The following is a 26,243-nucleotide window of genomic DNA, read 5'->3' as shown; positions in this document are numbered from 1 at the left end:
CCAGTCGGGGAACTGGTCATTTTAGGAGAAGGTATTTCGTTTCTTATGGGGTGTAACAAAAACTATATAATGTATTGGGGGGGTTTACGTTAATTATAATAGCATACGCTATCCAAAAAGTGTGCACAAAGTTTGCAGAATGAAAAAAACTATTTTATGCATTCTTACAACGGTCTTGTGAAAATGAAAAAAAATAATTCCTTACAGGTCTATGAACACAGCACTATGACCCGGTTAGGAGCTGTCTGTGGCGGTATGCTCTTTGTGGCAGCCGCATAATATACCAGCAGGAAATGATTTGCCGGGAAACAGAAATATGGCTGGCCGTTTAAGGTTGACAAAACTGTGGACTGATACAGGTTCAGCTTCAGCGATTGATCAGAGGCAGTGAGGGTTTCATCAAACCAGGAAAGGTTTACATCCTCCTCCGGCCTGACTACGGCGATTAAATCAGCCTGGTATTGAGGCGGGTAGATGAGGGGGACCGGCAGGGTGTTGTCATAAAACGCAGCCACACGCATACCTGGCATCAGGCGCATGGTGTCCACCACAAAGGTGTCATCGGATAGAATCATGTTGACGGGCTGTCCCTCAACACTGAGGGTTATAACCTGGGTACAGCAATCCCCTTCCTGTGTGGAAATGTTGGTAATGACCCCAACTACGGGAGTCAGATTTTCATATTTCATAAAAAAATATCCTTTTTTAATTATCATATGCCGGGATAGTAAAAAGAATCCAGAAAGTTGAATAAAAAGGAGGAGGCCGGGAGGATTTCATCCCTCCGGCCGAGTATTATGAAAAAAAGTTTAATTAGCATTAGCTCTTTACATAAATTAGTATATCCATAAAATGTGAGGAGAATTTTATGATTCTGTAACGGATTTATGAACAGAATGTGAGAAGTTTGTGAATAGACAGGCCGGGCTGAGCATCATGCTGATTAGGGCCTGATTACGGCCGTTATAGCTGTTATGCTATTGTTAATTTTCCTCCATTGTCTTGCAATAAGACAGAATTGTGATAGACTGGATTCAGACCATACATAAAAAAAGGAGGTACAACATGAAATTTTATATTTGTAATCACTGCGGCAATATAATTGCCTATGTGAAGAGCAGCGGTGTCCCGGTTGTCTGTTGTGGGGAAAAGATGCAGGAACTGGTTCCAAACACCACAGATGCAGCAGTTGAAAAGCATGTGCCTGTCATTCAGATAGATGGGTCTAAGGTCACTGTCACAGTAGGCTCAGCCGAGCACCCCATGATACCGGAACACTATATCCAGTGGATTGCTCTGGCTACCAGACAGGGAAATCAGAGAAAAGAGCTGCAGCCGGGACAGAAGCCTCAGGCAGAGTTTATGCTCTGTGAAGGAGATGAGGCAGAGGCTGTATACGCATATTGCAACCTGCATGGTTTGTGGAAGGCAGAACCTTAATCTGACTCTGCCGGGAACCTGCCGGAACTTCTATCCAAAAGGTGTGCAGAGCTGTCTGGCGCAGCATAATACGAACGGACATAACCGGGAATAAACGAACATAACCGGGAGTAAACAGACATAACCGGGCGTAAACAGACATAGCCGGGCATAGACAAACATAGACAAACATAGACAAACAGCATTTTGGCCGATACGGCACGAAATGCTGTTTGTTTTATATACGCGTATTGCCAGCCTGTTCTTTGCTATTCTTTGGGAGTTTCATACAGAATGACGATATCCCCATCAACAAACCCTGCACCGATTCCCTGATACGCCTTTAACCTGCCGGAGTATGTTCCATTTGCCAGATAAGCACGTATTGTATGTACCGTATCCTCCAGCACCTGCTGCCAGCCGGTATTTTGTACCCAGTGGAGAATGCTGTCACGGGAAGTAAATACTTCGTCACAGGCCCAGTCCGGGTCATACGCGTCGAAGCTGCGGGTTCCGGTGAACTCCATGGACCAGCAGCTGTCTCCATCATCATAGAGATTAAAGTTGACGGCAATGATTTCCTCCGGCAGGGGGCCGGCCATTATACGGTCAAGCCACGGTATGAATGATTGCATAAAAATGCCGCCTTTTATACGGTATTGCGGTCCATTCAGCAGGAGATGCAGAATTTCCTGTTGGCTGCTCAAACTATCATAATCCCCCATCAGCAAATTGGGATAATGATATACAACACCACGGCATTGGTTTTTCTCCAGTGCGTCTATCAGGGAGTCCATGCCATATTCCTTAGCAAAATCTGCAAATACCTGAATCCTGGTTTTTTGCAAGATGGCAGCACCGCAGGGGAACTGAGGACATTCCCAGCATCCCTCCCATCTGTTTTTTATGCAGCAGTTAAACGGTTTGCAGGTTTCTCTGCCCGGGCAGCCGCCGCTGCGGCAGCCAGGACAAAGAACATTTTCGCTGCACACACAGCAGGCAAGCCCGCAGTATGCAATGCCCTTTTCTCTTTCCATGAATACACCTCACCTGTTTATCTGAAACTTATTTTTACTATGTGCAACTTTTATGAAAGCTCTCCCGTCTAATTGTATGAACCCGTATGGAACTTAAAATAATTAAGACGAAAAGGAGATTTACCATGAAAAAACATTTAGCTGTCATTACCATCTGTACACTGGCTCTTGCAAACGCAGTTCCCGCAATGCCTGTGTATGCTGCATCCAAAAAACCCGCGGCTGCTTATTCCGCAAAGCAGAGACGGGAGGGACAGAAAAAAATCAAGGACGCGGCTTCCAGGATAAAATCCGCATTTAAGAAACAAGACCTGAATGCATTGGCGGATTTATGCAGCTTTCCTCTTATCATATCATATGCATCCGGCGAATTGACTGAACTTAAAAGCAAGTCAGAGCTGCTGGCGCTGGGGACCGGTCCCGTTTTCACAGAGGGAATGAAGTCTGCCATCGCATCCACAGATGTTTCAAAGTTAAAGGAAGTGGGGAATGCAGGAGTACAGATGGGCGGCGATGCAGGTCTGAGCCTGTTTAAATTTGGAGGAAAATGGAAGATCAACAACATATATAGTGATTACAACAGCCAGGCTGGCAGTGATTCAGGGGCCCTCAAAATTGGAAACCTGGAAGAAGCAGCCACTACAGTCCAAAAATGCTTTTCGTACAGAGATATTGAAACTCTTTCCAGGATTTGCAGTTATCCGGTGAATGTAATTTACGAGGATGGGACATCAGCGGAATATAGTGATGCCGCCAGCTTCATTTCCAAATGCGGCGGCAGGCTGTTTACGGACCGTCTCTGTAATTCGGTTACTGCCACGGACGCATCCTGGCTGCAGGCAGTTGGAAATGCCGGAGCGCAGCTGGGAGGGGATTCCGGCCTGTCCATGTATCAGTTTGGAGGAGCCTGGAAGGTTAATAATATTTATCAGTAACGTATTTTTCATTGTCTGTATCAGTAATAAGGGTTAGGAAATCCAGTGTATTCCTGGAAAATAGCGGAATAATGCCTTGGCAGTTATGGCTTCCTCCGGAACAAAGGGGTCTGACCAGTCCCGGGCATCCCTGGAATGATTCCTGTTGTCACCCAGCATGAGATAGCAGCCTTCCGGAACCTGGAAATGATAGTTCTCTGAGTCCATGGGTTCCGGAAGATATGGCTCATCCAGGGGAGTGTCCGACTGATTGATGTATATTTGGTTATCACGGATATCCACGGTTTCCCCTGGAAGTCCTATGATTCGCTTTACCAGCCGGGTCTTGTCCTTGCCCGGCTCCGCTTTGTGGTCAAAGAGTACGATATCCCCCCTCTGAGGCTGTGCTCCGAAGGCGTATGAAAGCCTGGAGCCGATGATCCGGTCACCTGTCATAATGGTATTCTCCATGGAACCGGAAGGAATGTAGCTGTTGGCGATGACAAAGGTATTGAGGACAAAGGCAATGGCAGCAGCGGCCAACAGAATTTTGACCCACTCCAGAACCTCCTTTTTAAAGCCGGAGTTTCCGGTATGTTCGCTTTTTGCTGATGTGTTCATGGAAGTCTCCTTTATAATAAATCATATTTGAATCGGATAAATGTTATTTACCAGTTTAGCATTAACGTCTTATAAAGTCTTTAGTATTTGCCAATACGTAAGAATAATTAATAGTTTATTTATTAAAAAAATCTTCCTGTAATGTTATTCTATGAATAAGAATGAAGCAAAGGGAGTGGAATATGAAACGGATTGTACATACTGTAAGCATTATACTGGCTGTTCTGTTAGCCGCGGCCGGCGGCTACTATGGGGGAAGAAGGAGTGTCCAACCACTGGTTGGAACCACATTTTATGCCGTCATCGAGGAGATAAGGGAAAACCGCCTTCTGGTTCAGGGATTGGAGATAAATGATATCAATGGACGCGGGACCTTTGAACTGGCAGTGGGAGATAAAACAGAGCTTATATGGAGAGGCGTTCCCATAACGGTGAAGGATTTGAGGGTAGGGAATACCGTATCAGTCACTTATATCGGAGAAGTTTTGGAGATATCTCCGGCTCAGGTCAGTGATGTGCTCCGGATTCAGCTGCTGGATGATGAAACGCCTTATTAGAGTATGCCCGGTGGACAATGTAAAATACAAAGTAAAATGGCCAGTCGGGGAACTGGCCATTTTAGGAGAAGGTATTTCGTTTTTTATGGGGTGTAGCAAAAACTATATAATGTATTGGGGGGGTTACGTCTATTATAGTATCACCTGTTGTCGAAAAAGTGTGCACAAACTTTGTTGAAGTTGAAAGCTTATTTTGTGTACTTTTTTGGGGGATAATCATGTTTTACATTTGCTCACGGACAATACATTCCGGGGTTGGGCAGAATGCTGTGGGGGGAGTATATTGTTTCGTGGTGGTGTGCAGATGATGAGGATTTCATAGGCTCTGTAAAAGATTGTATTGCAAACAAGATATAGATGAGAACGGTGTTGGTGAACTCATTCCTGAAGTGATCGAAACCAATCCGGAGCTTTGGTCAACATGGGATAGTGTTATCTATAATATCTATACAATTTCGGATGGAGCGTTTGTTCAAGTGTTAAACAGCTGAGAGAGAAACAGATATTATGGACCTGTTGACAAATTAAAGGAAATGCCCTTCTGGTATGGTATAATAATTATAGTAACAGTAATAATGACCGTGAAAAGTAATACTAAAAGGGATGATTACATGAACAAAGAATATGGGTATGGTAGAATATCAACAGGGAAACAGAATGTAGAAAGACAGGTTAGGAGTATACTGGCTGCTTATCCCTTTGCCATCATTGTGAAAGAGATTTTTACAGGAACAAAATCTGGGGGTAGAAAAGGGCTGGATAAGATACTCTCAAAATTCAAACAGGAGATACGATTATATTTGATTCATTTTCCAGGATGTCCAGGAATGCAGAGGAAGGTTTTTCTCTATATGAGGAATTATTTACCAAGGGAGTCAACCTTGTGTTTTTGAAAGAGCCACATATTAATACGGACACATATAGAAGGAACAGGTTCCCAACATGGGAATTAGGTTCCTTCTTTTATGTCTGGGGCATTAATTTAGGTCTATTGTTCCATGCTTCTTCTCAAATTCAGCAACATGGTTTTTTATAAGCACTTCCAACTCACGATTGGCAGAACGACCATTATAATCAGCTACAATCCGTAATTTTTTCATTAATTCGGAATCAGTGCGTAAGGTGAATTTTGCTATTTCGTTAGTCATGCGTGTTACCTCCATATAAGTCATATGACCTCATTATAAAGTCAAAATGACGGCTAAATATTGATTGACGGCATAATGACGGCGTAATATAATTATGGGAGAAACGGGATAAAATTATGCTTATAGTGATATTATTTAAAATATAAATGGGGGAACTATGGAGGAGTGCAAAAAACTAATTTATGATTTGATGAATGGGAAGTTAGACTTTAAAGATAATCCGCCTGAAGAGTGTAAGTATGTGGAGGATGAATTCTCAATGAATTCTCAGAGGGAAAAGTGTGTGAACAGGCATATACAGAGATAATGAGTGCTTAACAGCGCCTATGCCAAAGGTTGGGGGCGGACGGAGAAGAAGATAAGGATATAGAGGTTATCATAAATAGCTATGAATTAATTACAGAATATTTGTGCATGAAAATGTTTGACTATGGGGTGTTATGCGCAAAGGGATTAGTTGAGTAGCTTATTATTTGTGGAATGACTTGTAAAATGATAAATTGGTTGAGAGGGACTGTTTTCTAGCTGTTTTCTGGTTGGAAGGCAGTTCTTTTTATTTTGTAGATATGTTATAATTCGTATATATAATTTTGAGTTACCGCTATATGGAGAAAGGAAAATAAAGGATGACAGTAAAAAAATGGATCGCTATGATTACACTTTCGATGCTTTTTTCGGGCACCTTAATATGGGAAGCATATGCAGGAACTTGGAAACAAGGAATTGACGGGGATGTATCCGCATGGTGGTATGATAATGGAGACGGAACATTTCCCATATCCACATGGATGTGGATTGATGGTAATGACGATGGAATTGCCGAGTGCTATTATTTTGATGATACAGGACGTATGCTGAGTGATACAGTTACGCCGGACGGCTATACAGTTGATAAAAACGGTGCGTGGAAGCTGGGATTTGTACGACACATGTATTCGTTGAATTCATATCAGGAAGAGATTTTCAAAGATGCTGCCGAAGGCCTTTTGAACCTATACGAAGATCAATTTTATGTTCCGTCTTTTACATATGGACAGCTCCGGTATTTAATGTATGAGGACAGGCAGAAATTAATGAATTCCCTTCTGGCTGCGGATACAGAGAAACATTTAAATAATCCTGATATAACTACAATGTTTGTTCCATTGCGTATAGAAGATGGAATAGGGTATTTTGACCGAGACAAGACGCTTGACGACTTTTACGCAGTGTTTAATATAGGTCTGAATCCTGAAAACATACCACAATCAGAGCAGGGCGAATTAAAAGGAATACCTTTTGAAAAAGAAAACAAGTATAAAATTACTGACTGTGAACAGAGTTCTGATGGAACTTTTTTGTATATGAAATTGAAATACGAAAAAACTGATGTTGTTACAAATAAGATATTGCGTACAGGGACTTTTTACATGAAGCTTTATAGGAATAAGTCAGATGATATTGGCTATTACATTGATATAATCAGTAATCAGGAGTCGTTTGGATGATTTGGGAAATTAAAAGAAGGTTATACGGCTGGGGACATATCCCTGGCCTTTTTCTCTCCTCTGCTGGTATGGTTATTAACGTTATCATCAGTAATGCAAGATAATTGGGAACACTATTAGTTTTTCAAAATGGATATCCATAGATATACCTCGAATGAAGTGGAAAACAAGCAGGAGTTATAGTACAATCTTTTCAAGGGAAATTTGGGAGAAGTAGGAATAAAAAATATGAATGATATATTCTTTGATAAAAATTTTAACAGAAAGATATTAAAAAAATGGGTAAGTTCACAAACAAGCATGTTAACTGAAAATAATGGGGTAACTTATATTGAAAAAATAGAAAATCAAGTTAATGATAGTGGCCAAAGTTCTATAGTGCCTTATGGCTCAGATGAGCTTGAGATATATGAAAATATTTTAACTCCCTTAAAAGTGGAACATGTACATGTTGTTGCAAGTAAAAGAAAACAGGGTGAAAGCAAGTTTGTTCTTGAATATATTGACGGATTAACGTGTAGTGATGCTCCACAAGCTATTCATTTATATAAAGCAGCTTTAAAAATCGGGGATTTATATAGAACATCACGAAATAACATTAGTTGTGTTAACGAGACAACATTCCAAAAGTATTATTTATCAAAAGAAAAAACACTTAATCATCTTTATGAAATTTCAAAAGCGTTTGATATAAGTGGCTTAGTAAGCTTTACCAGTGATAGTTATGAAAAATATAGCAAATACCCAATATTTCTGAACCATTATGATATGCATTTTAAAAATATGATTTATTCGAAGGGTGATATTCGTATTATTGATTGGGCAACGGCACAATTTTCACCTTTTTATTCTGATTTATATGTATTGCTTCGTCAAGCTGAACAAGTTGATGCTGATATTTCTGTTATTATAGATAATTATAAAAATTCGGCAGGTTTGGCAGAATTAACAGAAGAAGAAATGCTTGTTGGCAGGATTTTTTGGTGCATACCGGCTATTCATTGGCTTTTAGAATTACAAGGCACTGATAATGTGCCTTTTTATGAGTGGGCAGAGGATGAATATACAAGTTTGTTAACCGCTTTTAGGCGATATAAAGAAATATCAGCATAATACTGTATTCTCGCTTGACGCTTTTTGGTGCCCACGTTTACAAAAAGAATATATTTGAATCCCATTGAGAAGATATAAGACGTTTTTCGGCCAATTAATCAATAATAATAGAATTGTTAGGGAAGCAATCAATGAAGAAAATTATACGTGTTACAGGTAAAGGGCAGATATCAGTACCTCCAGATAGAATATGCTTGCTGTTTGAGTTAGAGGAACGTAAGGATACATATCGAGAAGCCATTAAAGACAACTAACTTTGAGATTGATTCAGTCTTTGAAACTGAAAAAATTAAAAAGGACGAATACAAACGAGTCTTTAAAGGATATAAGTATAGTCATGTATTGAAAAATAAATTACTTGAAAAGGCTGTAAAGGATTCAAGAGTGAAAGCAGAGGTTCTTGCTAAAGCAGCTGAAATGAAACTGGATGAGCTTGTGTCTATAGATTATTCATGGGGAGAGTTAAAGCTTACTACTTCACCATATGGGAGATTAAGGATGCTATGCCATTAAGTTTGGAAGAAGATACTTGCTATATGTCAGATGAACCCTTGCAGTTAGAACCTGAAGATATTAGGGCCAGCGATACAGTGACAGTTGTGTGGAAGCTGCGAAATAATTAGGAGAAATGCATATGAGAATTCTATTTTGTAAAATTTCTGCCATGAAGTTTTATAAAGGTGTAATCCCTGGTAAAGATGAGGCTTTTAATGGGGGCAGCTTTGTTAAGGAGCATGGGGAAGGAAATGAGCAGTATAATTTTGCTCCAGTTATTTCAGAAGATGGACAAGCATATTGTTTAGGGTTCGTCGAAACAAAATCATCCAGCAAAGGGAAACACAATGAACTACATATCGAAAATATTCAAGGTTGTGATTTGCTTAAAGATGACCAAGAAGTTGATGATGTATTGGTAATATGGTGCGCTACTACAATGTTGAATGAAACATCAATCGTAGGATGGTACCAGAATGCAACAGTTTTTCGTAATTATCAGTCAGTGGAACTTGACAATGGAGATATACAAGATTATAACATTTTGGCTAAAAAAGAAGATTGCGTTTTACTACCAGAAGGGAAACGACATAATCACATATGGGATGCGCCTGTTTCAAGAAAACGTACGTATGGGTTTGGTCAATCATTGGTATGGTATGCGCAAGAAGAAAAAGCACAACCATATATAAAAAAATTATCAGAACAGATTTTGAACTATGATGGGGAAAACTGGATTGATAAAAGTGCAGAGGAATAAATGAATAATGAAACTAAGTCATTAGTATTTTGTGGAGCCGTATCAGCATTGGTACGGCTATTTTAATGAAAAAGAAGTTCGGCAATGATTTGAATATAAAGTATTTTTGTAAATCACTAAAATAATCGAATGATTTTCTACCTATTACAAGATATCCTATAATATAGTTGTTTTTCACTATATAGCTTCTTTTACATGGCATATTTAAACGGGCTAAAAAAAGAAATTGACTTAAATAGATATTGTTAGTTTTTTAAAATGCCTTGAATTGTCCAAAAACATATTTTCTAAAAAGATTATCAGCAAAGAAGAACAAGTATTCTCGGAAGATGAAATTCCTAAAGTAATTGGATTTCTACAGTAATAAGAATAATAATACCAAAACACAGCAGATAAATCGGGCTGCAATTCCAATGAAAACAGCCTGAAAAGGTAATCAAGCATTTCTAAAAAGAAAATGCCGGAATCCCTTATAAAATAAGGAAAAACCGACATTATCCAGAGTGGAGCTGAGGGGAATCGAACCCCTGTCCGAAAATCAATTCCCTGTTCTTCTACTATCATAGTCCTTTATTTGACATTCCCTCTGCCATCAGAGAAAGGACACCCGGATGGTTTCAGTAGCTTCATCATACGCCCATATGCTCAAAGCTTTGCATACGTCGTTTCCCACATAGTCGATGCCAGGGTCTTAAAGTGCGGGTGCTCTAAGTCTGACAGCTGCCATTAGGCAGCGATTGCTAATTCGTCGTTAGCGTTTATATTTATTTTTGCCATTTAACCCATCGCATGGGGATAGCTTCACCAGCTGCATGACCCCCGTCGAAACCAGTACAACCCCTGAATATTCAGTGCTGCGCTTACCTGGTATGCTAACGAAATCCTGCGCTCACTCTATATTAGCAGTTTCCGGTGCCGCTGTCAAGGGCCGCGGTGAAATATCAGCAGGCAAGATATGGAGCCGAAGATATGGAGCAAAGATATGGAGCCCAAGATATGGAACTGAAGATATGAAGAAGCTCCAGGCATTGCCGGAAATAAATTCGTATAAACTTTGTAATGAAACATACCTCTATAATTAAGAGAAAAGAAATACCAGAATTCCCTCTTTCTGGTAGTATAGGGATAGGGCATATTCGTGTGCCCGGTATCATATGATTAGATTCCGATAAAACAAAAAAGAGGGAGGAAATTATGAAACATATTATGAAGAAAACAGTATACACAGCAGGTATCAGCGCGGCAGTGGCCGCTGCCGCCTTGGGGCTGGGCGGGTGCGGGGCCGGGGCACAGATGCCGGACACGCTGAAGGTACAGAATGTAGGAGCGGCAGAGAATGTAATTACGGTGACCGGGCGCGAGGAGGTAAAGGTGGTGCCGGATATGGCGCAGATTGAATATGCCGTCTATACCAGAGAGGATACGGCTGCTGCCTGCCAGGAGAAGAATGCCAATGACCTGAACGCTGCAATTGAGACATTAAAGGGCCTGGGAGTGGAGGAAACTTCCATACAGACATCTTCTTATGGCCTGAGTCCTATCCGCAACTGGAATTCAGATAAACAGGAGATAACCGGATATGAGATGACTACCAGTTTGACGGTCTCTGACATACCGATTGACAATGCGGGAACCATCATCACAAAGTCAGTGGCTGCAGGAGTCAACGGTATTAATTCCGTCAGCTATTTTTCCAGCAGCTATGATGCCAGCTATCAGGAGGCGCTGAAGGGAGCCATGGCAGTGGCCCAGGCAAAAGCCCAGGCTCTGGCGGAGGCCAGCAATAAGACACTGGCCGGTGTGGTCCATGTGGAGGAATTCGGCTATCAGCCGGAGACCAGATATGCTTCCTATAATGCAGGCGGTTCTGCCAAGATGGCGGCTGCGGTTGCGGAAGATGCGGCTGCTTCTGTTATGCCCGGACAGGTCAGTGTGGAAGCCCAGGTAACGGTTTCCTATGAGCTGAATGATTAGATTAAATGAAACTTACCCAATGGAAAACAAGTGAATAACGCCGTGTGTATACCCCGGAAACAGTATCAAATAACAGCATATGGTACTGTTTCCGGGGATATTTGTCATTGATATTTAAGTATAAATATATTATTATTATTTTAGAGTCTAAAGAAGACAGGGGTACTATGAGATGACAACTGCAGATGGCAGAGGAAAAAGCCGCAGGGACACGCTGCTTCCTATCATACTATGCTTATGTTTTATTGGCAGCAGTATTATTTTTCTTGTACAAATGATTTTGAAAAGCCAGAAAGAGAACGTGGCATACCTGTATGATGCTGCGAATCAGACAAGGACATCCATTTTGAAACAGATTGAGGGAGACTGGCAGACGCTGGAGGGGCTGGCTGTTAGCCTCAGGGAGCTGGTTATTCTGGATGAGAACCAGATCCTGACCATATTGAATGATATAAATGAGGAAAATGCCTTTATCCGTATGGGTTACGCGGATATTAACGGTAATGCCCGTATGGTGGATATGGAAGGCAATGTGGAAGAGGTTAATCTGAAAGGGATGGACTTTTTTGAACGGGCTTTACAGGGTGAAAAAAGCATATCCAACACATTTGCAGACCAACAGGATGCCAGCGGATATATAAACTATTTTGGCGTCAGAATCAATGACGAAAGCGGCAATGCCAGGGGCGTTCTCTGTGCGGTTCACTCGGCTGTCGTACTGAGGGAAATCATTGACGCACCGGTTCTTAAAGGAGCCGGTTACTCCAATATTCTGGATGCAAACGGCAATTATGTGCTTAAGACCATCAAGACATTTGAGGGTGACATTCTTCCTGATAACAAGGAGAAGATTGCAGAGGTCATAAGAGACACCGGCAGGGGGGATTTCATACTTACGGACAGGCAGGGAGTCAGGCAGATGCTGGTTATCCTTCCCATCATCGAGGGTCAATGGTATCAGGCGAGTATGGTTCCTGTGGATGTGCTGCGTTCCAGCTACATCCAGACAGCATGGGGGATCATGATTATCATTGTGGTTGCCTGCAGCCTGTTTATATGGCTGATGAGCAGACAGCGGAAGATGGCTGTGAATAATCAGAAGATGCTGATGGAACTGGCTTATAGTGATTCTCTTACAGGCCTGCGTAATTTTGCGGGCTTTAAACGTGAAGTGGAGATATTTCTTAACCGTCCTGAGATCTCCCGTTCTGAGCTTACCTCCTATGTGCTCTGGTATGGTGATTTAAGGAATTTTAAGCTGATTAATGATGTTCTGGGGTACGAGGAAGGCGACAGGCTTCTCAGGCTGGTGGCAGAGTTTCTGAGGACAGTGGAAGGACCTGGCTGTATCAGCTGCCGCATAGCGGCTGACAATTTTGCCGGTATAACCCGGTGTGAGGACACACAGGTGCTGGACAGCGGTCTGTGCCAGCTTAAGGAGTATATGAGGAATTCGGGCATGGATGAACAGCCATTCATGGAGATTCCTGTAGGCGTCTACCGGTTCCGGGCCGGTGACGGGAAGCAGTCTCTGGATGTGCTGGTGAATTATGCCAACATGGCCCATAAGATTGCAAAGGAAAGACCGGGAAGCTCCTATGTGTTCTATGACGACAGCCTCCGCAGGCGCATGCTGGAGGATACCGTCCTGGAGTCTGAGGCAGAGGCAGCCATGGAAGAGGAGGAGTTTAAGCTCTATATGCAGCCCAAGATAGATATTCAGAACGGTAACCAGATTACCGGGGCAGAGGTGCTGGCCCGGTGGCTCAGTCCAAGAAGGGGGCTGATACTGCCGGGGAATTTCATCCCATTATTTGAGAAAAGCGAGCTGATTGTGAAATTGGACCGCTATATGTTTGAGCATGCATGCCGTTGGTACAGGAGTCACCTGGAACAGGGCGGGAGGCCGGTGAGCCTGGCGGTCAATGTTTCCAAGGCAGGCCTGTTCCAGAATGATTTTGTAGATTACTATACGGATATCAAGGCTAAATATTCCATACCGGACCGCGTTATGGAGCTGGAGTTTACGGAAAGCATACTGGCTGCTGACACGGAGTTATTTGCGGAGCTGGTGGTCAATCTCAATGCGCGTGGGTTTATCTGTTCCCTGGATGATTTTGGCTCGGGTTACAGTTCCCTTAACCTGTTAAAGAACCTGCCCATTGATGTGCTGAAACTGGATATCCTGTTCTTCCAGAAGAGCCGGGACATCAGGCGCGAGCGCATTGTTGTGTCCAACGTCATTAATATGGCCAAGGAGCTGGATATAAAGACCATTGCCGAGGGCGTGGAGGATATGGACACCGTGGAATTTTTAAGAAAAGCAGGCTGTAATGTAATCCAGGGATATGTTTTTGCAAAGCCCATGCCCCAGGAGGATTTTGAACATCTGCTGACGGATAATCAGGATGGTTCTTTTGAAGGTTGTTAAGCCGTATGGTTTAACCAAAGCATAACTGAAAAACGGACTGCCCGGGAGCGATATGCTCAGGGACAGTCCGTTTTTCAGTTATACCATTACAATAATAGGATTAATTCTTTTTAACTTTTCCGGTATCCTTCGGAAGGGTGACATTCAGCAGGATAGCCACCAGGGTTGCGATGACAACCGGGGATTTTCCGAAGATTGTGGTAACCCATGTCGGGAATGCGGACAGGGAGGCGGATGCCTGTGACACGCCCATTCCCAGGGCAGCTGCAAGACCTACGATAGAGGTGTTGCGGTAGTTCATATCTTCCGTCATGACCAGTTTCATACCGGTCATGGCAATGGAAGCGAATACAGATACAGTCGCACCGCCTAAGACCGCATAGGGAATGGTGGTCAGAAGGGCGGAGAATTTGGGAAACAGTCCGGCAACCAGTATAATCAGCGCGGAAAGCCCTAATGTCACACGGTTAACAACCTTGGTGGTAGCCACGATACCTACGTTCTGGCTGTAGGTGGCGGTGGGCAGACATCCCAGGAAGGCTCCTATGATGTTTGAAAAGCCGTAGCCCAGAATAGCGCCGTGAAGCTCGTTTGTGGTGGGCTCGCGGTCCAGGCCTCCTGCCGTGGTGGCAGAGAAGTCGCCGATTGCCTGCACGGAGTTGATAACGAACAGCAGTCCCAGGGCCACACAGGCAGATGCCTCAAAGCTGATGCCGAAATGCATGACCTGAGGAAGCTGGAACATGCCGGATTCAGCCACATTTCCAAAGCTTACCATGCCAAAGAACATGGAGAAGATATAGCCTGCAATCATACCCATAAGAATGGATGCCAGTTTCAGGAATCCCTTGGCAAAATGGTTCAGCACAGTGACAACCACCAGAGTGAAGATGGCTACCACCCAGTTCTGCCATGCACCGTAGGTGGGCTGGCCCGCGCCGCCTGCCATGTAGTTGATGGCAGTTGGGTAGAGAGACAGACCAATGGTAAACACAACCGTGCCTGCAATCAGAGGCGGGAAGAACTTTCGTATCTTCTTGATGGTAAGGCCTACGATAATGGCGCACACGCCGCCTACAATCTGGGCTCCCAGTATGGCGGGAATGCCGGACTGTTCCGCGATGGCCTGCATGCTGGGAACGTAGGCAAAGCTTACGCCCAGGATAACAGGAAGGCCGGCACCCAGATGGAAACTGTTCTTATTGCCTATGGGGAAGAGCTGCAGCAGGGTGGCCAGGGCAGATACAACCAGGGAAGCCTGAATCAGCAAAACCCGGTCTGCCGTGTCAATGCCTGCTGCGCCGGAAATAATAATGGCCGGCGTCACACAGCCTACAATCATGGCTACTACATGCTGAAGGGCCAGGGGAATTGCCTGGCTCATTTTTGGCACACCATCCAAATCAAACAGGGATGCGTGCTGTTTCGCTGTATTGTCTGTATTCATTTTTTAATTGCCTCCTTTACGCTAAATGGATATGAGTACCGGTTTTTCCCTGGATACCGTCTTTTGCTTTTTCCAACAGCGTAATGAGGGCAGTGCGTCCTGGTTTTGATTCAGCAAATTTAACAGCAGCCTGAACTTTGGGAAGCATGGAACCGGGGGCAAAATGTCCCTCTTTGATAAACTGTCTTGCTTCTTCTGTGTCCAGGTCATCCAGCCACTTTTCTTCCGGCTTTCCGAAGTTAACAGCAACCTTTTCAACTGCAGTGAGAATAATCAGGAAATCAGCGTTCAGATTCTCTGCTAACAGTTCACTTGCGAAGTCCTTGTCGATTACAGCGCTTGCACCCTTTAAGTGGTTTCCCTGACGGGTAACCGGGATACCGCCGCCGCCGCAGGCGATTACCAGCTGGCCTGAGTCTACCAGAGAGCGGATGGCGCCGATTTCAACGATTTCAGCAGGCTTTGGAGATGCCACCACGCGGCGGTAGCCACGTCCGGAATCCTCCTTCATGATGTATCCGTACTTTTCTTCTGCAATCTTAGCCTGTTCTTCGGTCATGAAGTGGCCGATTGGCTTGGAAGGAGCTTCAAAGGCAGGATCGTCTGCATCTACACGGACCTGTGTAATCATGGTTGCAACCGGAATATCATACATTTCACGGTTATAGAGTTCCTCTCTTAAGGCGTTCTGCAGGTCGTAGCCGATATAAGCCTGGCTCATGGCCACACAGACGGAGAGAGGGGTGTTGGGCTGTTTTGCGTCTTCGCGGCTCAGCGCAGCCATTGCATTGTTGATCATACCTACCTGAGGGCCGTTGCCATGGGCTACGATAACCTCGCAGCCTTCCTCGATGAGATCTACGATGGCTTTGGCTGTGATCTTGACAGCTTTCATCTGCTCAGGAAGGGTATTGCCCAGTGCATTGCCGCCCAGAGCGATGACAATACGTTTTTTCTTGTTTTCCATAGTGATTTTCCCCTTTATAGGGCGGGATATGAGGGTATCCCGCCGAGTTTTTGCATAATTTGAGACAAAAAGGGCTGCAGGACTCAGTCCGGCAGCCCTTACATTGTATTGCTTGGTAAGATGAATGATTTATTTGAATACTCTAGGAGTTCCTTTTTCTTCCAGCTTCTTTAAAACCTCAGCCGGGTCAGCGAACTTAGCCAGCATAATCATGGCAGCGATTACGTATGGCTTGTAGCTTGCTTCTTTGTACAGAGGATCACGGTAGCGGTCAAATACAGTTGCCTCAACCTCGCCGTCCTTGCAGCTTACATCGTTGATGTCAGCTGGTAAGCAGTGCAGGTACAGAGCTTTGCCGTCTTTGGTGGTCTTCATCAGTTCCTCAGTACAGCACCAGTCTTTGTGCTCTGCGTTCTGAGCCAGCAGTTCTTTCTCCAGAGTCTTGATGCCCTCGGAATCGCCTTCTGCGTACAGGTTGGTTCTCTTTTCCATAGCTGCAAATGGAGCCCAGCTCTTTGGATATACGATGTCAGCATCCTTGAATGCGTCAGCCATGTCATGGGATACACGGAAGGAACCGCCGGTCTTTTCAGCGTTCTTTCTGGCAACTTCCTCAACCTCAGGCATGATTTCGTAGCCTTCCGGATGAGCCAGAACAACTTCCATACCCATACGTGTCATCAGGCCAACAACGCCCTGAGGAACGGAGAGAGGCTTGCCGTAGGAAGGAGAGTAAGCCCATGTCATGGCTAACTTCTTGCCCTTTAAGTTCTCTACGCCGCCGAACTCATGGATGATGTGCAGCATATCAGCCATACACTGTGTCGGGTGGTCGATGTCACACTGTAAGTTAACCAGGGTTGGCTTCTGCTCCAGGATGCCGTCTTTGTGGCCCTGTGTAACAGCGTCAACAACTTCGTGCATGTAAGCGTTGCCCTTGCCGATGTACATGTCATCGCGGATACCGATAACGTCAGCCATGAAGGAAATCATGTTAGCTGTCTCACGAACTGTCTCGCCGTGAGCAACCTGGCTCTTGCCTTCGTCCAAATCCTGAACTTCCAGACCTAACAGGTTGCAGGCAGAAGCAAAGGAGAAACGTGTACGGGTGGAATTGTCACGGAATAAGGAGATGCCGAGGCCGCTCTCAAATACCTTTGTGGAAATGTTGTTCTCTCTCATGAAGCGGAGAGCGTCAGCAACGGTCCATACTGCTTCCAGTTCCTCGTCAGTTTTCTCCCAGGTCAGGAAGAAATCGTTCTCGTACATTTCCTTAAAGTTGAGGCTGTTTAACTTATCAATGTAATCCTGTAATGTTTTCATTTGATTGACTCCTTTATTATATTAATTTTTAATTTGGGTATCGTTGTTGGATGTTACAAAAATAAAAGGGATATCCGTTCTTTCATGAATGTAAGCGGGCCTGAGCCGTTCCGGCGGCCTTCAGCATAGACCGCCGAAACAAACAGGTCACTTAGGACTTCATGGAAAACGGTAAACGAATGAGCAGTGTGTAGGGCGTATGCCCTATGCTTCCCGGCTGCCCCTCAGGCCAGAAGAACGGCTCTGGGGCCAGCGGACCAAGACCGCGGTTTAACAGCAGCCGGGACAACACCCTGCGGACAATAAACGAAGGTAGTTAATTACTTGCAGTAAACACTGGGCAGAGCAGCGTAAACAGCTGCACAGGTAACCAGATCCTGCTTCCATGTAATCTCATTGGGAGCATGGGCCTGAGCCTCAGCGCCAGGACCAAAACCGATACAAGGAATGCCGTTGCGTCCCATGATGGATACGCCGTTGGTGGAGAAGGTCCACTTATCGGTAAGAGGACGTGCTTTTCTCATCTCTGCTGTTGCGTCCACACCGATACGCTCGTCGCCGAACAGATTCTTATAAGCTTCTTCCAGGGACTTGGTAACCTTGTGGTCCTCCGGGATAACCCAGGTTGGGAAGTAGCACTCGATTGGATATGTAAGGCCCTTATAGGAAGGACGGGAATACTCATACATGGATACGGTAACATCATCGCCGTACTTTTTAACTGCAGGAAGAGCACGAATCTCGTCTAAGCAGCTCTCCCATGTCTCGCCTGCCGTCATACGGCGGTCAAGGGATACGGAACAGGAATCAGCAACTGCGCAGCGGCTTGGAGATGTGAAGAAAATCTCGGAAACAGTAACAGTGCCGCGGCCTAAGAAGTTGGCTTCCTTATACTCAGGATTGTACTTCTCATCCAGCATCTTCACAAGGCCCTTAACTTCCTTGTCATCAGCAGCGTCGTTTTCATTCAGAGCACGTACATCCTGAAGGATGTCAGCCATCTTATAGATAGCGTTGTCGCCGCGCTCAGGAGCGGAACCATGGCAGGAAACGCCCTTAACGTCAACGCGGATTTCCATACGGCCTCTCTGGCCGCGGTAGATGCCGCCGTCGGTGGGCTCTGTGGATACTACGAAATCAGGACGAACCTTGTCTTCGTTGATGATGTACTGCCAGCACAGACCGTCGCAGTCCTCTTCCTGAACCGTACCGGTTACCAGAACCGTATATTTGTCGCTTAACATTCCTAAATCCTTCATGATTTTAGCGCCGTATACAGCAGATACGATACCGCCGCACTGGTCGGACACGCCGCGTCCGCCAATCTCGGTGTCATTCTCATAGCCTTCATAAGGATCGAAGTTCCAGTTGTTCTTGTTGCCGATGCCCACTGTGTCGATGTGTGCGTCAAAGCCGATGAGGGTCTCGCCGGTTCCCATATATCCCAGAACATTGCCCATGGGGTCGATGTCTACCTTGTCAAATCCCAGCTTTGTCATCTCTTCAGCGATACGGTCGATGTGAGCCTTCTCATCACAGCTCTCGCCCGGGAATTTAACGATGTCGCGTAAGAACTTGGTCATGTCTTTTTCATAGTTCTTTGCTGCTTCTTTGATTTTTGCGTAATCCAGATTCATTTCTTCATTTCCTCCATTATACATTGATATTTGTTTTGGGTGTGATATAGGTGATTGTTATTTATCCAGACCTTTCCATACAATGTTCTTGTAACGGTCAGGGTCAGTGTCGCCTTCAGTGGAGAAGAGCAGTACTCTGGAATTCTCATCCAGGCCAATGTCTTTTCTCAGGTCAGCGTATTCATCCATGGACATAACGGCTGCCAGTGCGCCGAATGGAGCTGCGCCGGATTCTCCGGAGGTAACAGGCGCGTCGCCCTTGATAGGAGCGCCCAGCATACGCATACCGGTTGCGGCTACCCAGTCAGGGGCAGCGATGAATACTTTGACATGGTTCTTTAAGATATCCCATGAAATGGTGTTGGGCTCGCCGCAGGCAAGGCCGGCCATGATGGTTTCCATGTCGCCGTCCACGATACGGATTTGTCCGTCGCCGGCAGCAGCGCCCTTGTACAGGCAGGCGGCTGCCTCAGCTTCCACAACTACGAAAACAGGAGGATTATCAGCATACAGATTGGAGAAGTAGCCTACCACAGCGCCTGCCAGCGAACCAACGCCTGCCTGGACAAAGATGTGGGTCGGGCGCTCGCAGCCGTATTCCTTTAACTGCTCGCCGGCCTCCATGGCCATGGTTCCGTAACCCTGCATAATCCAGGATGGAATCTCCTCGTATCCGTCCCAGGCGGTATCCTGTACCATGACGCCTCTTGGGGTTTCGTCGGCTTCCTTGGCTGCCAGACGTACGCAGTCATCGTAATTCATCTCCTGAATGTCTACGGCAGCGCCTTCCTTGGCAATGTTCTCCAGACGTGTCTGGGTGGAACCCTTAGGCATATGTACCACTGCCTTCTGTCCAAGACGGTTGGCGGCCCATGCAACGCCGCGTCCGTGGTTGCCGTCTGTGGCGGTGAAGAAGGTAGCCTGGCCAAATTCTTCTCTTAACTGGTCAGAAGTGAGGACTGAGTAGGGAAGTTCGGATACGTCCCTGCCGGTTTCCTTGGCAATGTAGCGGGCCATGGAGAAGGAACCTCCCAGAACCTTGAATGCATTGAGGCCAAAACGGTAGGACTCATCTTTTAAGTAGATTTCCTTTACTCCCAGATAAGCTGCCATGTGGTCCAGCTTGGTGAGTGGTGTTTTGGTGTACTGGGGGAAGCTTTCGTGGAATGTCCTCGCCTTTGCAATCTCCTCCAGTCCCATAATCGGCAGGTTCTTGTCATCTGTCTTAGGCATTTGATTGACCGCCCATAGAATCTTCTGATCCATGTTACATAATCCTCCTTAATTATCATCACGCTTTTTTATCTTCCGACTTGCGGCTGTTTACATCAATGTAGCTGTACAAAGTAAATTTGGAGATTCCGAAGTACTTGGAAACCTTGTCCCCTGATTTTGTTATAAGGAAGGCGCCTGCATCGTTCAGGAACTGGATGGCAGTGACTTTCTCCTCCTTGTTCATCAAGGCGGCCGGCTTGCCGATAAGGGCTACCGACTGTTCAATCAGGGTATCTAACAGGTCGTTGACGTTGTGGACAATCTGTTCGGGCTGCTGCTTCACGTCCGCTTGGGGTTCGGTGTCGATGAGAGCTTTAATGGAACGGTCCACAGTCATCAGGCCTGTTATGTCGTAATTAATGGAGAGAAGATAGTCAATGGAATCTCCTTCCTCATTACGGATGTAGATGGTGCTGGACTTCAGTATCTTGCCGTTGGATGTACGGGTCAGGTATCCAAGATGGTCTTTTAAAGAAGCCGGATCCTTGTGAAGGGTTTCCAGGACTACTTTTGAAGGTCCGTCCCCCTCCTGGCGGTTTGTCACATGACCGTTGTTGATGTGCACGATGGAATGTTCCAGGTCGTGCTTTTCAAGGTCGTGTATGACAATTTCACAATCAGGTCCGAACTGTCTCGCAAGGCCATCAGCAAGCTGTTTCAGTAAATCTAGTGTGTATGACATGGCTTAACCTCCTTTTCCTCGGACTCTTCAAATCTGGTGACTTTGTACAATAAACATTTCGCAAAGTTGTGATGCGTTGTTTATGATTCCATCATAGCACAAAAAAAAGGAATTGCAAGAGGTTTTTACAAAAAAATTTTGAATATCTAAAAATTTTTGCATTTTCTGCTTGCAAATGGATTTGTATGGTGTTAGTATAGGGGTACAGGAAGTCCTGTTCTATCTTATTAAAGTTTATGAAATCCCGATGGTGTTTAGGACAGATTTAAAGAGCAGGTACATAAAATAATAAAAAGCAAAGGAGAGAGGTTATGTTAGTGATTGGGAACGGTCGTCTGGTTACCAGAGACCCAGAACAGCCATTTTTTGAAAATGGGGCAGTGGCAATGGACGGTACCGCAGTAAAGAAGGTGGGCACACTGGAGGAGATTAAGAAGGAGTTCCCTGATGCCGAATATGTGGACGCAAAGGGGGGCGTCATCATGCCGGCCTTCATCAACACCCATGAGCATATCTACAGTGCCATGGCAAGAGGTCTTTCCATTAAAGGATATGACCCCAAGGGTTTTCTGGATATTCTGGACGGCATGTGGTGGACCATTGACCGCCACCTGACCAATGAACAGACCCGCCAGAGCGCCAGGGCCACTTATCTGGATTCCATTAAGAACGGAGTCACCACCGTATTTGACCACCATGCCAGCTTCGGGGAGATAAAGGATTCCCTGTTTGCCATTGAGGACGCCGCTAAGGAGATGGGCGTCAGGACCTGTCTGTGCTATGAAATTTCCGACAGGGACGGCATGGATAAGGCAAGGGCGGCTGTTATGGAAAACGTGTCCTGGATCAAACACGCCCTGGCGGATGACACGGACATGATTGCGGGTATGATGGGAATGCACGCCCAGTTCACCATCTCAGATGAGACCATGGAGCTGGCGGCAGCCAACAAGCCGGCTGAGGTAGGATACCACATCCATGTGGCAGAGGGCATCGAGGATCTCCACGACTGTCTTAAGAAGTACGGAAAGAGAATTGTGGACCGTCTGATGGACTGCAATATCCTTGGGGAAAAGACCCTGCTGGCCCACTGCATTTACGTAAATCCTCATGAGATGCAGCTGATCAAGGATACGGATACCATGGTGGTACATAACCCTGAGTCCAACATGGGCAATGCCTGCGGATGCCCGCCTACCATGGAGATCGTGCACAGAGGCATTCTCACCGGTCTGGGAACCGACGGTTACACCCATGATATGACAGAATCCTTCAAGGTAGCCAATGTTCTTCACAAACATCACCTCTGCGACGCCAATGCGGCCTGGGGCGAGGTACCCCAGATGCTCTTTGAGGGCAATGCAAAGATTGCCAACCGCTATTTCAAGAAGCAGCTGGGCGTACTGAAGGAAGGCGCTGCCGCTGACGTGATTGTCACTGACTATATCCCGCTGACTCCAATGGACGCGTCCAATGTAAACGGACACATTCTGTTCGGCATGACGGGAAGAAGCGTGGTGACCACGGTATGCAACGGCAAGGTTCTGATGAAGAACAGGGAGCTTGTGGGACTGGATGAGGAGAAGATCCTTTATGAGGTAAGGGAAGAGGCAAAGAAGCTGGCCCATTCCATCAACGGTTAATTGCCGGGGCAGCAGCCGGCATCCATAGGAAACGCCTTCCAGGGATGGCTGGTCTTTCCTATATATAAACAACGCATACGCAATGTATAATTTATAAGTGATATCCGATTGCAGGGCGGCGGGAAAGCAGCACCCCGGGACGACAATGTCTTCCGGGCGGCTGAGCCGGATGGAGGACCCGGGGACAATGTCCCCGGTATCCGGTGCTGGGACCTGGTCTGGTTATAAAGGAGGATAAGAATAATATGAGCGACATTATGACCCCGATTCCATTTGGAAAACTGATGAACTGGATCCTTGAAGAGAACAAGAAGGGCGCTGTATTTGGCATCAAGAGACCATTCATTGCAGACCCGGACAAAACCTATGAGATTTTTGGCCGTAAGCTGGAGACTCCCTTCGGACCCGCAGCAGGACCCCATACCCAGCTGACCCAGAATATCGTGGCTTCCTACGTGGCAGGCAGCCGTTTCTTCGAGCTTAAGACCGTACAGAAGCTGGACGGCGAGGACCTTCCCGTATCCAAGCCGTGTATCAAGGCTGACGACGAGTGCTATAACTGCGAGTGGTCCACAGAGCTCTATGTGCCCCAGGCATTTGACGAGTATGTAAAGGCCTGGTTTGCCTGCAAGGTGCTGGCCAGGGAATTTGGACTGGGCAGTCCTGAGGGCTTCCAGTTCAACATGTCCGTGGGATATGACCTGGACGGCATCAAGACAGAGAAAATTGACCGTTTCATTGAGGGCATGAAGGATGCTTCCGAGACCGCCATTTTCAAAGAGTGCAGGCAGTGGCTCCTTGACAATCTGGACCGGTTTGATAAGGTGTCCAGGGAGGATGTGGAAGCCATATCTCCAAAGGTATGCAACTGCGCAACCCTTTCCACCCTTCACGGATGTCCTCCCCAGGAGATTGAGCGCATCGCCAGATACCTGATTGAGGAGAAGAAGGTACATACATTCATCAAATGCAACCCCACCCTGCTTGGATATGAGTACGCAAGGAAGATCATGGACGATATGGGATATGACTATGTTGCCTTTGGCGATTTCCATTTTAAGGATGATTTACAGTACTCAGACGCGGTTCCCATGCTCCAGAGGCTCCAGGCCCTGGCAGACGGGAAGGGACTGGAATTCGGCGTGAAGATTACCAATACGTTCCCTGTTGACGTAAAGCAGAACGAGCTTCCCAGCGAGGAAATGTATATGTCCGGAAAGTCCCTTTATCCCCTTTCCATGTCTGTTGCCGGGAAGCTGGCTGAGGACTTTGGCGGGAAGCTGCGCATTTCCTATTCCGGCGGCGCCGACTTCTTTAATATCGCGGATATCGTGGATGCAGGCATCTGGCCGGTAACCATGGCCACTACCATGTTAAAGCCGGGCGGTTATGAGAGACTGGAGCAGATTGGACAGTTATTTGCAGCCAAGGAAGCTGCTGCCTTTGAGGGCGTGGATGCTGCCAGGGTAACCGGACTGGTGGAGGCTGTGAAATCCGACAAGCACCATGTAAAGGCGGTAAAGCCCCTTCCTTCCAGGAAAATCAACCGGCCGGTTCCGCTTACCGACTGTTTCATCGCCCCCTGTCAGGAAGGCTGTCCCATCCATCAGGATATCACCAGATACCTGCAGCTGGCAGGAGCAGGTGAGTTTGAGCAGGCTCTGGAGGTTATTCTCAATAAGAATCCGCTGCCCTTTATCACAGGTACCATCTGCGCCCACAACTGTATGAGCAAGTGTACCAGAAACTTCTACGAGTCCCCGGTGGATATCCGCAGGACCAAGCTGGAGGCCGCAGAGGGCGGATTTGAGGCGGTTATGGCTAAGCTCAAAGCGCCTGAGGTTTCCTCTGATAAGAAGGCGGCTGTGGTAGGCGGCGGCCCGGCCGGACTGGCGGCAGCTTATTTCCTGGCCAGGGGCGGGGTGAAGGTTACCCTGTTTGAGAAGGAAGAGAAGATGGGCGGCGTTGTCCGCAACGTGATTCCGGGATTCCGTATCAGCGACAGTGCCATTGACAACGACGTGAAGCTGGTGGCAGCCATGGGCGTGGAGATGGTGAACGGTAAGGAAATCACCGATATAGAGGCCCTTAAGAAAGATTATGATTATGTTGTCCTGGCAGTGGGCGCGTCCGAGCAGGGCGTTCTTAAGCTGGAGGCAGGGGATACCATGAACGCACTGGATTTCCTGGCACGGTTTAAGGCAACAGAGGGCAAGGTGGAATTAGGTAAGAACGTGGTTGTGATCGGCGGAGGCAACACAGCCATGGATACGGCCAGGGCAGCCAAGAGAAACGCAGGCGTGGAGAAGGTTTCTCTGGTATACAGAAGAACCAGACGCTACATGCCTGCTGATGAGGAAGAACTGGTCATGGCTGTGGAGGACGGCGTGGAATTCGCTGAGCTCCTGGCTCCTGTTAAGCTGGAAAATGGAGTCCTGTACTGTAAGAAGATGGTGCTGGGAGATATGGATGCCAGCGGACGCCGGGGCGTGGTGGAGACAGATGAGACAGTGGAAGTGCCTGCCGACACCGTGATTGCCGCTGTAGGCGAGAAGGTTCCGGGGGCATTCTATGAGAGTTTCGGCATTGCCCTGGACAGCAGAAGACGTCCCCAGGTGAACCAGGAGACGCTGGAAACCTCTGTGAAGGGTGTCTATGTGGCCGGAGACGGCCTGTACGGTCCTGCCACGGTGGTGGAAGGAATCAGGGACGGCAAGATGGCTGCGGAGGCCATTATCGGAAAAGCCCTGGCAGAGGACCTGTTCAAGCTCTCTGATGCAGAGACCATCTACGGACGCAAGGGCAGGCTGGCAGAGGAAAATGACCATGTGGTTGACAGCGCCCGCTGCTTATCATGCAACAGCTACTGCGAAAACTGTGTTGAGGTATGCCCCAACAGAGCCAATATCTCTCTGGTTGTTCCGGGCATGGAGAAGCATCAGATCATCCACGTGGATTATATGTGCAACGAGTGCGGCAACTGTAAGAGCTTCTGTCCGTGGGACAGCGCTCCCTATCTTGACAAATTCACCCTGTTTGCCAACGAGGCTGACATGGAAAACAGCAAAAACCAGGGCTTCACGGTACTGGACGCTGCTGCCGGTGTGTGCAGGGTAAGGCTTCAGGGCAGGATCATGGATTACACGGTTGGTACCGTAAACGCAGATGTGCCGGACGGCATCCAGAATATCATCCGGACAGTCATCAACGACTATTCATATATGCTGTAGATAATGTGTGGTGACAGTTCACATCGGATTTCTGAACTGTTACAATGTGTGCGAATTGCCGTACAAAGGAGTCCTCAATGAAA

Annotated in this window: 22 protein-coding genes, 1 other RNA gene and 1 pseudogene; 13 read left to right on the top strand and 11 right to left on the bottom strand. The window is 46.5% G+C overall.

Translation table 11 applies throughout. From position 1 onward, the window contains the following. Positions 1-209: 209 nt before the first annotated feature. A complete protein-coding gene (locus LI015_RS15270) occupies positions 210-689 on the bottom strand; it encodes a hypothetical protein (RefSeq protein WP_002569627.1) in 480 nt (159 codons plus the stop codon). A gap of 376 nt (positions 690-1,065) precedes the next feature. Between LI015_RS15270 and LI015_RS15265 the strand changes: the two genes are divergently transcribed. Continuing rightward, a complete protein-coding gene (locus tag LI015_RS15265) occupies positions 1,066-1,440 on the top strand; it encodes a desulfoferrodoxin family protein (RefSeq protein ID WP_002572183.1) in 375 nt (124 codons plus the stop codon). Between the two features lie 248 nt (positions 1,441-1,688). Here the strand turns inward: LI015_RS15265 and LI015_RS15260 are convergent, their stop codons facing one another. After that, the gene (locus tag LI015_RS15260; protein WP_227125550.1) at positions 1,689-2,054 is read right to left on the bottom strand and encodes a hypothetical protein; all 366 of its coding nucleotides are present in this window, start codon (positions 2,052-2,054) and stop codon (positions 1,689-1,691) included. Between the two features lie 45 nt (positions 2,055-2,099). Between LI015_RS15260 and LI015_RS28555 the strand changes: the two genes are divergently transcribed. Together LI015_RS28555 and LI015_RS15250 are read left to right on the top strand one after the other, a co-directional pair. Beyond that, entirely contained in the window at positions 2,100-2,528 is a 429-nt protein-coding gene (locus LI015_RS28555) for a hypothetical protein (RefSeq protein ID WP_323734828.1), read from the top strand. A gap of 53 nt (positions 2,529-2,581) precedes the next feature. Further along, the gene (locus tag LI015_RS15250) at positions 2,582-3,391 is read left to right on the top strand and encodes a hypothetical protein (RefSeq protein ID WP_227125544.1); all 810 of its coding nucleotides are present in this window, start codon (positions 2,582-2,584) and stop codon (positions 3,389-3,391) included. A gap of 33 nt (positions 3,392-3,424) precedes the next feature. Here the strand turns inward: LI015_RS15250 and lepB are convergent, their stop codons facing one another. Next, entirely contained in the window at positions 3,425-3,991 is a 567-nt protein-coding gene (gene lepB, locus LI015_RS15245; protein ID WP_002569623.1) for a signal peptidase I, read from the bottom strand. Positions 3,992-4,173: 182 nt separating this feature from the next. Between lepB and LI015_RS15240 the strand changes: the two genes are divergently transcribed. After that, positions 4,174-4,548: a hypothetical protein gene (locus LI015_RS15240; protein ID WP_002569622.1), complete on the top strand. Its 375-nt coding sequence runs from the start codon at positions 4,174-4,176 to the stop codon at positions 4,546-4,548. A gap of 533 nt (positions 4,549-5,081) precedes the next feature. Continuing rightward, positions 5,082-5,584: pseudogene (locus LI015_RS28750) on the top strand (recombinase family protein). On the opposite strand, the gene LI015_RS15225 reads toward LI015_RS28750, so the two are convergent. After that, positions 5,526-5,696 (bottom strand): Arc family DNA-binding protein, encoded by a 171-nt coding sequence (locus tag LI015_RS15225; RefSeq protein WP_002569620.1) that lies wholly within the window; start codon positions 5,694-5,696, stop codon positions 5,526-5,528. The pseudogene LI015_RS28750 and the gene LI015_RS15225 sit on opposite strands and share 59 nt — an antisense overlap. 626 nt (positions 5,697-6,322) lie before the next feature. On the opposite strand from LI015_RS15225, the gene LI015_RS15220 reads away from it, so the two are divergent. The 4 genes from LI015_RS15220 (at position 6,323) to LI015_RS15205 (ending at position 9,551) form a co-directional block, all read left to right on the top strand. Continuing rightward, a complete protein-coding gene (locus LI015_RS15220) occupies positions 6,323-7,183 on the top strand; it encodes a hypothetical protein (RefSeq protein ID WP_002569617.1) in 861 nt (286 codons plus the stop codon). A gap of 228 nt (positions 7,184-7,411) precedes the next feature. Further along, a complete protein-coding gene (locus LI015_RS15215; protein WP_021894996.1) occupies positions 7,412-8,296 on the top strand; it encodes a phosphotransferase family protein in 885 nt (294 codons plus the stop codon). 342 nt (positions 8,297-8,638) lie between these two features. Next, positions 8,639-8,809 carry an SIMPL domain-containing protein gene (locus LI015_RS29030; RefSeq protein WP_166460000.1) on the top strand — a complete coding sequence of 57 codons (171 nt, stop codon included), beginning with the start codon at positions 8,639-8,641 and terminating at the stop codon, positions 8,807-8,809. 121 nt (positions 8,810-8,930) lie between these two features. Further along, positions 8,931-9,551 carry a hypothetical protein gene (locus LI015_RS15205; RefSeq protein ID WP_002569615.1) on the top strand — a complete coding sequence of 207 codons (621 nt, stop codon included), beginning with the start codon at positions 8,931-8,933 and terminating at the stop codon, positions 9,549-9,551. 501 nt (positions 9,552-10,052) lie between these two features. Here LI015_RS15205 and ssrA read toward each other — a convergent pair. Beyond that, positions 10,053-10,392, bottom strand: a transfer-messenger RNA (tmRNA) gene (gene ssrA, locus LI015_RS15200). 353 nt (positions 10,393-10,745) lie between these two features. Here ssrA and LI015_RS15195 point away from each other — a divergent pair. Then, positions 10,746-11,525 carry an SIMPL domain-containing protein gene (locus LI015_RS15195; protein ID WP_002572193.1) on the top strand — a complete coding sequence of 260 codons (780 nt, stop codon included), beginning with the start codon at positions 10,746-10,748 and terminating at the stop codon, positions 11,523-11,525. Positions 11,526-11,697: 172 nt separating this feature from the next. After that, positions 11,698-13,956 carry a bifunctional diguanylate cyclase/phosphodiesterase gene (locus LI015_RS15190; protein WP_002569613.1) on the top strand — a complete coding sequence of 753 codons (2,259 nt, stop codon included), beginning with the start codon at positions 11,698-11,700 and terminating at the stop codon, positions 13,954-13,956. A 100-nt stretch (positions 13,957-14,056) separates the two neighbouring features. On the opposite strand, the gene LI015_RS15185 is transcribed toward LI015_RS15190, so the two are convergent. The 6 genes from LI015_RS15185 to LI015_RS15160 form a co-directional block, all read right to left on the bottom strand. Further along, on the bottom strand, positions 14,057-15,403 hold the full coding sequence (locus LI015_RS15185) for a uracil-xanthine permease family protein (RefSeq protein ID WP_002569612.1): 1,347 nt from the start codon (positions 15,401-15,403) through the stop codon (positions 14,057-14,059). A gap of 16 nt (positions 15,404-15,419) precedes the next feature. Further along, entirely contained in the window at positions 15,420-16,370 is a 951-nt protein-coding gene (arcC, locus tag LI015_RS15180; protein WP_002569611.1) for a carbamate kinase, read from the bottom strand. A gap of 129 nt (positions 16,371-16,499) precedes the next feature. Further along, positions 16,500-17,693, bottom strand: coding sequence for a knotted carbamoyltransferase YgeW (ygeW, locus tag LI015_RS15175; protein WP_002569610.1), 1,194 nt, complete (start codon positions 17,691-17,693; stop codon positions 16,500-16,502). Between the two features lie 320 nt (positions 17,694-18,013). Then, positions 18,014-19,330: a YgeY family selenium metabolism-linked hydrolase gene (locus tag LI015_RS15170; protein WP_002569609.1), complete on the bottom strand. Its 1,317-nt coding sequence runs from the start codon at positions 19,328-19,330 to the stop codon at positions 18,014-18,016. A 57-nt stretch (positions 19,331-19,387) separates the two neighbouring features. After that, entirely contained in the window at positions 19,388-20,596 is a 1,209-nt protein-coding gene (gene dpaL / locus LI015_RS15165) for a diaminopropionate ammonia-lyase (protein WP_002569608.1), read from the bottom strand. Positions 20,597-20,621: 25 nt separating this feature from the next. Beyond that, a complete protein-coding gene (locus LI015_RS15160) occupies positions 20,622-21,287 on the bottom strand; it encodes a helix-turn-helix transcriptional regulator (RefSeq protein WP_002569607.1) in 666 nt (221 codons plus the stop codon). 311 nt (positions 21,288-21,598) lie between these two features. Between LI015_RS15160 and ssnA the strand changes: the two genes are divergently transcribed. Together ssnA and ygfK are read left to right on the top strand one after the other, a co-directional pair. Next, positions 21,599-22,930 carry a putative aminohydrolase SsnA gene (gene ssnA, locus LI015_RS15155; RefSeq protein ID WP_195633868.1) on the top strand — a complete coding sequence of 444 codons (1,332 nt, stop codon included), beginning with the start codon at positions 21,599-21,601 and terminating at the stop codon, positions 22,928-22,930. Positions 22,931-23,175: 245 nt separating this feature from the next. Beyond that, positions 23,176-26,160 carry a putative selenate reductase subunit YgfK gene (gene ygfK, locus LI015_RS15150; RefSeq protein ID WP_227125540.1) on the top strand — a complete coding sequence of 995 codons (2,985 nt, stop codon included), beginning with the start codon at positions 23,176-23,178 and terminating at the stop codon, positions 26,158-26,160. Positions 26,161-26,243 lie beyond the last annotated feature (83 nt).

Source organism: Enterocloster sp. 210928-DFI.2.20 (assembly GCF_020554465.1).
GTDB classification, from domain to species: Bacteria; Bacillota; Clostridia; order Lachnospirales; family Lachnospiraceae; genus Enterocloster; species Enterocloster bolteae.
Note: the sequence above shows the minus strand (reverse complement) of the source record. Positions and strands in the feature narration are given on the sequence as shown.